Raw genomic sequence first — 8,142 nt, 5'->3', positions numbered from 1 at the left:
CCCCTGTCCTGGGCGCGGCCACCGGCGTTCGTCCCCGGGCCCGGAAGTGACCGGGCCCCGGCCCCGCCGACCCGGTTAACCGAGTTCGGCCATCACCTCGTCGGGGATGTCCGCGTTGGTGAAGACGTTCTGCACGTCGTCGGAGTCCTCCAGCGCGTCCACGACCCGCAGGACCTTCTTGGCGGTCTCGGCGTCGACCGGGACCTCCATGGTCGGCAGGAAGCTGGACTCGGCGGACTCGTAGTCGATGCCCGCTTCCTGGAGCGCGGTGCGCACCGGGACCAGGTCGGTGGCCTCGCAGACGATCTCGAACGCCTCGCCCAGGTCCTCGATCTCCTCGGCGCCGGCCTCCAGGACCGCCAGGGTCACGTCGTCCTCGGTCGTCCCCTCCTTGGGGACGATCACGACGCCCTTGCGGTGGAACATGTACGACACCGATCCGGCGTCGGCCATGTTGCCGCCGTTGCGGGTGACCGCGACGCGCACCTCGGAGGCGGCGCGGTTGCGGTTGTCCGTCAGGCACTCCACCAGCATCGCTACGCCGCCGGCGGCGTATCCCTCGTACATGATGGTCTGCCACTCGGCGCCGCCGGCCTCCTCACCGGAGCCGCGCTTGCGGGCGCGCTCGATGTTGTCCGCGGGCACCGAGCTCTTGCGCGCCTTCTGGATCGCGTCGTAGAGCGTCGGGTTCCCGTCGGGGTCCCCACCACCGGTACGCGCGGCCACCTCGATGTTCTTGATCAGCTTGGCGAAGAGTTTGCCGCGCTTGGCATCGATGACGGCTTTCTTGTGCTTGGTGGTGGCCCACTTGGAGTGGCCGCTCATGCATGTCCTTTCACGAGGTCGACGAAGAGGCGGTGGATGCGCGCGTCGCCGGTCAGTTCGGGATGGAAGGACGTGGCCATCAGGCCGCCCTGTCGTACGGCGACGATCCTACCGGCCCCGTCGGGGCCCGGTACGCTGCCGAGCACGGTGACCTCGGGTCCCGTCGACTCCACCCAGGGGGCGCGGATGAACACCGCGTCGAACGGCGCGCCGTCCAGGCCGACGATGTCGACGGGGGCCTCGAAGGACTCGGTCTGGCGCCCGAACGCGTTGCGGCGCACCGTCATGTCGATCCCGCCGACGGTCTCCTGACCTTCGACGGCGCCCTCGACACGGTCGGCGAGCATGATCATCCCGGCGCAGGTGCCGTAGGCGGGCAGACCCGCCCGGACCCTCTTGCGCAGCGGTTCCAGCAGGCCGTACCTGACGGCCAGCTTGGACATGGTGGTGGACTCCCCGCCGGGGATGACGAGGCCGTCCACGGTGTCGAGCTGGGCGGGGGTGAGCACCTTGGCGGTGTGCACGTCGAGGGTGTCAAGGACGCGCAGGTGCTCGGCGACGTCACCCTGGAGGGCGAGGACGCCGATGGTGGGTCTGCTGGTCAAGAACGGCCTCACTCGTTGGCTGGTGGGAAGGGGTGGGAGGCGGGGCCGGCGCGGTCCCGCCCCCCGCCCGGGTCCTCGGCCGCCGGACGGGCGCCGGCGGCTACCAGCCGCGGTCGGCGTAGCGCTGCGCGTCGGACAGCTCGTCGAGGTTGATGCCGACCATGGCCTCGCCCAGTCCGCGGGAGACGCGCGCGATCACGGCGGGGTCCTCGTAGTGCAGGGTCGCCTGCACGATGGCGTCGGCGCGCTTGGCGGGATCGCCCGACTTGAAGATGCCCGAGCCCACGAACACGCTCTCCGCGCCGAGCTGGCGCATGAGCGCGGCGTCCGCCGGGGTGGCCACACCGCCGGCGGAGAACAGCGGCACGGGGAGCCTGCCCAGCCCGGCGACCTCCTTGACGACCTCGAACGGGGCGCGCAGCTCCTTGGCGGCACCGAAGAGCTCGGCCTCGTCCAGGGTTCCGAGCCGCTTGATCTCTGAGCGGATGGACCGCATGTGGCGGGTGGCCTCGACGACGTTGCCGGTCCCGGCCTCCCCCTTGGAGCGGATCATGGCCGCGCCCTCGGCGATGCGGCGCAGCGCCTCACCGAGGTTGGTCGCGCCGCACACGAACGGGACCGTGAACGCCCACTTGTCGATGTGGTACGCCTCGTCGGCGGGGGTGAGCACCTCGGACTCGTCGATGAAGTCGACGCCGAGGGACTCCAGGACCTGCGCCTCGACGAAGTGTCCGATGCGGACCTTGGCCATGACCGGGATGGAGACGGCTGCGGTGATGCCGTCGATCATGTCCGGGTCGGACATGCGGGCGACGCCGCCGTCCCTGCGGATGTCGGCGGGGACGCGCTCCAGGGCCATGACCGCGACGGCACCGGCGTCCTCGGCGATCTTGGCCTGCTCGGGCGTGACGACGTCCATGATGACGCCGTTCTTGAGCTGCTCGGCCATGCCGCGCTTGACGCGCTGGGTGCCGACCACTGCGCCGGAGCTGTTCGATGCGTTGTTGGCCACGGTTGTGGACTCCCGTTCGTCGATGGTGTCGCTGGACCTGCTGTCGCAGGGCAGCGGAGTCGGCGGCCTCGCGTGGCGATACGCGGACACCGTCGGCGCCGCGTACCCCGGGGGCGACCAGCCTCCCATCCTAGTTCCACCCCCTTTCGTCGGCTTTGGCCAGATCGGTGCTTTCGGGGGTCACAGCCTTACAGGGTGTCGGGGCGGACCGGCGGGTGCGGGATCCGGGGCGGCCGGTCGTCGATCTCGAAGTAGTCCGGAAGGGCCGCGGTGCCCGCCAGCCGGAACACGCGTATGAGCCTGGAGCGGCGGGCCCGGCGGGTGTCGGAGACGGCGTCGTTGTAGAAGGTGCGGGCGATGTGGACACCCTTGGCCGCCGACTCCACCTCGGCCAGCACGGGAAGCGCCGCGGGCGGGCACCCCGGACCCGTGGCCTCGATCTCGGACCGCAGGACCCGGGAGAGCATGCTCTCCGCGAGGTCGAGGTGTCGCTCCCCCGCCTCGCCCGCGACCGCGACCGCCTCCTCCAGCGCGCGGGCGCGGACAGGGGGGACGCACTCGGCCGCCGCGAGCGCGAGCACGGCGGCACGGCGGCGCGCCAGGGCCCCGTCCAGCCCGGCCCGCGCGACGTCGACCCGGTGGTGCAGGCGGTGCAGGCGTCCGGCCCTCCACGACAGGTAGGACCCGAACAGCGCCAGGGTGAGGACCCCCGAGGCGACCGCCGCGACGAAGAGGGCGTCCTCGATCAGGGCCGGTCACCCCTCCCCGGTACTCCCACCCCGGTCACACCGACCCCCGCCGCAGCAGCGCGGCGGCGCGGAGACCGGTGTCCAGGCGCACACCGGTGCGGTGCCCTCTGCCCGACCTCTCACCCGCGAGCACCGTCTCGTACACGTGCACGACGTCGGCGGCGACGGTCTCCCAGTCGTAGGCGCGCACCGCCCGGCGGGCGGCCAGGGAGAGCCGGCGGCGCCGTTCCGGGGCGTCCAGGAGCGCCCCGGCGCGTGCGGCCAGGTCGGCGGGGTCCCCGGCGCGGAACAGGTCCCCGGCGGCACCGCCCTCCAGGACCGCGGCGAAGGCGGGGATGTCACTGGCGACGATCGCCGCTCCGGAGGCCATCGCCTCGGTCAGGACGATGCCGAAGCTCTCCCCGCCCAGGTTGGGGGCGCAGAAGACGTCGGCCGAGCGGTACGCGCGCGCCTTGTCCGCGGTGTCCAGGCGGCCGAGCACCACGACGCGCGCCCTCAGGTCCTCGGGAACGGCGGCCAGCGCGGCCTCCCCGTCCCCGGGGCCCGCGACCAGGAGGCGCAGGCCCGGGCGCCGCGGGGCCAGCAGGGCGAAGGCGTCCAGCAGCACGGACAGCCCCTTGCGCGGTTCGTCCAGGCGGCCGAGGAAACCGAGGGACCCGCCCTCACCCGGCCAGCCGGGCAGGGCGCAGGCGTGCTCGAAGGCCCGCACCGCCACTCCGTTGGGGATGAGCACGGCGTCTCCGCCGACGTGCTCGACCAGGGTCCGCCGGGCCGCCTCGGACACCGCGATGCGGCCGTTGATCTTCTCCGTCGCCGAGCGCAGGGCCCGGGAGCTCGCGGCCATCGCCCGTGAGCGCGGGTTGGAGGTGTGGAACGTGGCGACCAGGGGGCCGTCGGCCGCCCAGCACGCCAGCAGCGAGACGCTGGGAGCCGACGGTTCGTGGACGTGCAGGACGTCGAAGCCGCCCTCGGCGATCCAGCGGCGCACCCGGGACGCCGTGCGCGGGCCGAAGCTGAGCCTGGCCACCGACCCGTTGTAGCGGACCGGGAGCGGCCTCCCCGCGTTGACGAGGTGGTCGGGCAGTTCCGCCCCCTCGGCGTCTCCCACCGGAGCCAGCACCGACACCTCGTGCCCCATGCGGGTCAGCGCCTCGGCGAGGTCACCGACGTGCTGCTGCACCCCGCCCGGGACGTCCCAGGCGTAGGGGCAGACGAGGCCCACCCGTATGCGCACCTCACCCGTCCCAGCGGCCGAGGGACCGCAGGGCCGCGGCGCGCTCGGCCTCCACGCGCCGTGCGCGGTCCTCGTCGTGGTCGCGGCTGAACACCGGCTGGAGCATGTGCCAGTCCTCGGGGTGATCGGCGATCGCCCCCTCGAAGACGCGGGCCAGCTCCTGCGTGGTGCCCTGGATGCGCGCGGAGCGGGTGGCCCCCTCCGCGACGGGGACCTCGTCGTGGACGCGGATGTTCCAGTACGGGCCGTCGTACCAGAGCGAGACGGGCATGAGGGCGGCCCCGGTGTTCAGTGCCAGGGCGGCGGGGCCGGAGGGCATCCGGGCGCGCTCCCCGAAGAAGTCCACCTCCAGGCCGGTGCCGTTGATGTCGCGGTCGGCGAGCAGGCACACCAACCCGCCCTCGCGCAACCGCCGGGCCAGGGTCGCCACGGTGCCGCCGCCGCCCGTCAGCGGAAGCACCTCCATGCCCAGGGACTCGCGGTAGGCCGTGAACCTCTGGAACAGGCTCTCCGGGCGCAGCCGCTGGGCGACGGTGGTCGGCGGCGTGCCCCTCAGGGCGATCCACGCCCCGGCGTGGTCCCAGTTGCCCATGTGGGGCAGGGCGGCGACCACGCCGCGACCCGACCCGATGTGCTTCTCCAGGACCTCGATACCGGTGGCGCGGGTCCGGCCGAGGACGTACCGCTCGTCCATCGCGGGCAGCCGGAACAGCTCGTAGTAGTAGCGCATGTAGGAGCGCATGCCCGCTCGGGAGAGCGCGCGCAGCCGGGCGTCGGTGGCGTCGGGCCCGAGGAGGCGGCGCAGGTTGCGCTCCAGCCCGCGCGTCCCGCTGTCGTGTGTGCGCCAGGAGCGGTCGGCCAGACGCTGGAAGACCGCCCGGCCCGCCCCCTCGGGGGCGCGTCGGACCAGCTCCCAACCCGCCGAGTAGGCCACGTCCGCCCAGCGTTCGTCCACGTCGTCCTCCCCGTCCTTTCGCAGCCCCTCAGGGCTCCCCGACGGTGTCGCCGGTGTCTTCGGTCCTGCGGCCCGCAGCGTTGGTGGTGTCGACGTAGGAGGGGTCGTTGAGGCGGGCTCGGGTCTCGACCAGGCGCTGGAGGACGGTGAGCAGGCTCATCCCCGCGAGCAGCCACAGGCCGCCGACCAGGATGTAGGGCACGCCCAGCTCGCTGAGCCCGACGGCCACCAGGATGATCACCAGGCGCTCGGTCCGCTCGGCGACGCCGACGTCGCAGTTGACGCCCAGGCCCTCGGCCCGCGCCTTGATGTAGGAGACCATGAAACCGCTGATCAGGCAGAACAGGGTCAGTCCGGCGAGCATGGGGTCGTCGCCGCCGCCGATGAACCACCACGTGAGCCCGGCGAGGATGGAGGCGTCCGCCACCCGGTCGAGGGTCGAGTCGAGGAAGGCGCCGAACGCGCTGCCGCTGTCGTTGGCACGCGCCACCGCGCCGTCGAGCATGTCGAAGAGCGCGAACACGGTGATGACGACCGAACCCGCGTACAGCTGGCCGCGGGGGTAGAAGTAGAGCGCGCTGATCACGACGCCGGCGGCGCCGATGATGGTCACGAGGTTGGGTGTGAGGCCGATCCGGGCGAGGCTCCGGCCGAGCGGAGCGGTGACCCGGGAGGTCATGGGGCGAAGGATTCTCAGCATGGCTTCTTGTGATCGTAGGGCGGGAACGGCTCCCGGGGTGGGAACCGCGTCCGGTGGGGGTGGCGCGCCACGGGGCTGCCCGGAACCGGGCCGGGGGAACGGAGCCGTGGCCGCGCGGGTGGGCGGCCGTGGGGCCGCCGCGCGGTCGGTGACCTGGGCGGGTCCGCCCAGGTCGTGTTCGGTGCATGCTTGCGGGCCCGCGGCCACCGGGCAGTCCACCCCGGTGCCTCGGCGCTCGCGGGGCACCACCCGGCCGAACTCCGCACATCGTGCCGCGGGAGACCGCCCGGACGGCCGTTCACCGGTCCGCAGACCTTTCGGGCGGGACTCCCTGGTCGCGGGGCCAGTGCTCCGCCAGCTTCACGCGGGTCTGCTCCAGCATCTCGGGCAGCACCTTGGTGTGGCCGACGACGGACATGAAGTTGGAGTCGCCGCCCCAGCGCGGAACGATGTGCTGGTGCAGGTGGGCGGCGATGCCGGCGCCCGCCGCACTGCCGAGGTTCATGCCGACGTTGAAGCCGTGCGGGTGGTAGGCGTCGGTGAGGGCCCGGATCCCGGCCCGGGTGAGGGCGGCGACCTCCGCGGTCTCGTCCTCGTCCAGCCCGGTGTACTCCGAGACGTGGCGGTAGGGGCACACCAGCAGGTGCCCGCTGTTGTAGGGGTAGAGGTTCAGGACCGCGAAGGCGCTCTTGCCGCGGGCGACCACGAGCCCCTCGGGGTCGGTGAGTCCGGGCGCGCGGCAGAAGGGGCAGCCGTCCTCGGGGCGGGAGCCGCTGGGCTTGCCCTCGCCCTTGATGTAGGCCATCCGGTGCGGGGTCCACAGGCGGTCCCAGCCGTCGGGGGCCCCGGTTCCCGCTCCGGGGGCGCCCCCCTGCTCGTCCCGTCCGTTCTCGGCACCGTTCATGGCCCGTCCGTTTCCGTCGCCCGCCCGTACTCTCCGCGTCCCCAAGCATAGGAGCGCCCGGGTGCGGGCGTGTCGCCATGATGTGGGGCGGTGCCGCACGGGCCCTTTACCTCAATATTAGTTGAGGTTCTAGGTTCGGGTGCGGGCCGGGCGACCCCGGACCGCACCCGAACCCGCCAGGAGCCACCGTGTCCACCAGCACACACCCAGCCGCCCCGTGGGTGGCGAGCCTCGCCGAGCCGATCGCCCCGCACGACCGCACCATCCCGCTCCACCCCGGTGGAGGCCCCGCGAAGGCCTCGGTCCTCGGGCTCGCGGCCACGACGCGGGTCACCCGCGAGCTGACGGTGGCGGCACGCCTCCTGCTGCGCTCCGCCGTGGAGGACCACGGCTTCCGCGCGCTCGCCATCGAGGGGACCCAGGGCCCGTTCGCCGCCGCTGCCGCCCTCCTCGACCACTACGTGACCACCGGGGAGGGCGACCCGGCGGCCCTGCTCCTGGCCTCCCAGGGTTTCCTGCACACCGGGGAGGCGCTCGACCTCGTCACGTGGCTGAGGGGGTGGGCGGCCGAACACCCCGACGACCCCGTACGGGTCGTCCACGAGACAGCCTCGGAGGCGTCCTCCGCGCCGGCGGACCTCGCACAGGTCGAGGCCGACCTGGCCCGGCGGGACCTGGAGTGGCACGGCCGCACGGGACAGCGGGTCGTGCACTGGGGCGGCACCGCCCACCTCGTGGCCGCCTCGCCGAGGATCCTCGGCGAGGCGCCCGAAGAACTGCACCCCTCCGCCGGGCACCGCCTGCGTGCCGAACTGGGCGACCGCTACGCCGTGGTCGCGCTCACGTTCGGCCGCGGCGAGATCCTGGGGCACCCGGCGCTCCCGCCCTCCCCGGACCTGGCCGAGTCCGCCTTCGAGGGCGTCCCCCACCAGGCCTTCCACCTCGACCTGGCGCATCTGGCCGACGCTCCCGACGACGTCGTCGCGTGGTGGCGGCGGACGTCGCGCGTGCGGTGTGTCGGCCCCTCCCACGACCGGGACAACGAGGCCCGGACCTGGGTGGAGGCCCCGGGCACGGCCCCGGTCGCCGACGCCTTCGTCCACATGGCGCGGGTGAGCGCTCCGACGCCGCTCCGGGCTCCCGCGGAACACCCATGAC

The 8,142-nt window shown here is 73.4% G+C and carries 9 protein-coding genes; 1 reads left to right on the top strand and 8 read right to left on the bottom strand.

Translation table 11 applies throughout. The annotated features are described in order from the left end of the window. Positions 1 to 75: 75 nt before the first annotated feature. The 8 genes from ACFWTE_RS08070 to ACFWTE_RS08035 all read right to left on the bottom strand — a co-directional run bounded on the left by ACFWTE_RS08070 (position 76) and on the right by ACFWTE_RS08035 (position 6,984). Positions 76 to 825 carry a YebC/PmpR family DNA-binding transcriptional regulator gene (locus tag ACFWTE_RS08070; RefSeq protein ID WP_378778580.1) on the bottom strand — a complete coding sequence of 250 codons (750 nt, stop codon included), beginning with the start codon at positions 823 to 825 and terminating at the stop codon, positions 76 to 78. Next, on the bottom strand, positions 822 to 1,430 hold the full coding sequence (gene pdxT, locus ACFWTE_RS08065) for a pyridoxal 5'-phosphate synthase glutaminase subunit PdxT (RefSeq protein WP_378778579.1): 609 nt from the start codon (positions 1,428 to 1,430) through the stop codon (positions 822 to 824). Before pdxT ends, ACFWTE_RS08070 begins: the two co-directional genes overlap by 4 nt. Before the next feature lie 100 nt (positions 1,431 to 1,530). Continuing rightward, positions 1,531 to 2,442 (bottom strand): pyridoxal 5'-phosphate synthase lyase subunit PdxS, encoded by a 912-nt coding sequence (pdxS, locus tag ACFWTE_RS08060; protein ID WP_378778578.1) that lies wholly within the window; start codon positions 2,440 to 2,442, stop codon positions 1,531 to 1,533. Positions 2,443 to 2,630: 188 nt separating this feature from the next. Continuing rightward, complete coding sequence (locus ACFWTE_RS08055; protein ID WP_378778588.1) at positions 2,631 to 3,188, bottom strand: hypothetical protein; 558 nt, start codon at positions 3,186 to 3,188, stop codon at positions 2,631 to 2,633. Positions 3,189 to 3,225: 37 nt separating this feature from the next. Further along, positions 3,226 to 4,425: a glycosyltransferase family 4 protein gene (locus tag ACFWTE_RS08050; RefSeq protein WP_378778577.1), complete on the bottom strand. Its 1,200-nt coding sequence runs from the start codon at positions 4,423 to 4,425 to the stop codon at positions 3,226 to 3,228. 1 nt (position 4,426) lies between these two features. Beyond that, positions 4,427 to 5,380, bottom strand: coding sequence for a phosphatidylinositol mannoside acyltransferase (locus tag ACFWTE_RS08045; RefSeq protein ID WP_378778576.1), 954 nt, complete (start codon positions 5,378 to 5,380; stop codon positions 4,427 to 4,429). 28 nt (positions 5,381 to 5,408) lie between these two features. Next, the gene (gene pgsA / locus ACFWTE_RS08040; RefSeq protein WP_378778587.1) at positions 5,409 to 6,059 is read right to left on the bottom strand and encodes a phosphatidylinositol phosphate synthase; all 651 of its coding nucleotides are present in this window, start codon (positions 6,057 to 6,059) and stop codon (positions 5,409 to 5,411) included. 319 nt (positions 6,060 to 6,378) lie between these two features. Beyond that, positions 6,379 to 6,984, bottom strand: coding sequence for an HIT family protein (locus ACFWTE_RS08035; protein ID WP_378778575.1), 606 nt, complete (start codon positions 6,982 to 6,984; stop codon positions 6,379 to 6,381). A 188-nt stretch (positions 6,985 to 7,172) separates the two neighbouring features. On the opposite strand from ACFWTE_RS08035, the gene ACFWTE_RS08030 reads away from it, so the two are divergent. Next, entirely contained in the window at positions 7,173 to 8,141 is a 969-nt protein-coding gene (locus ACFWTE_RS08030; RefSeq protein WP_378778574.1) for an erythromycin esterase family protein, read from the top strand. Position 8,142 lies beyond the last annotated feature (1 nt).

The sequence above is a fragment of the Nocardiopsis sp. NPDC058631 genome, assembly GCF_042716955.1.
GTDB lineage: Bacteria > Actinomycetota > Actinomycetes > Streptosporangiales > Streptosporangiaceae > Nocardiopsis.
This window is presented reverse-complemented; position numbering and strand designations above follow the sequence as displayed.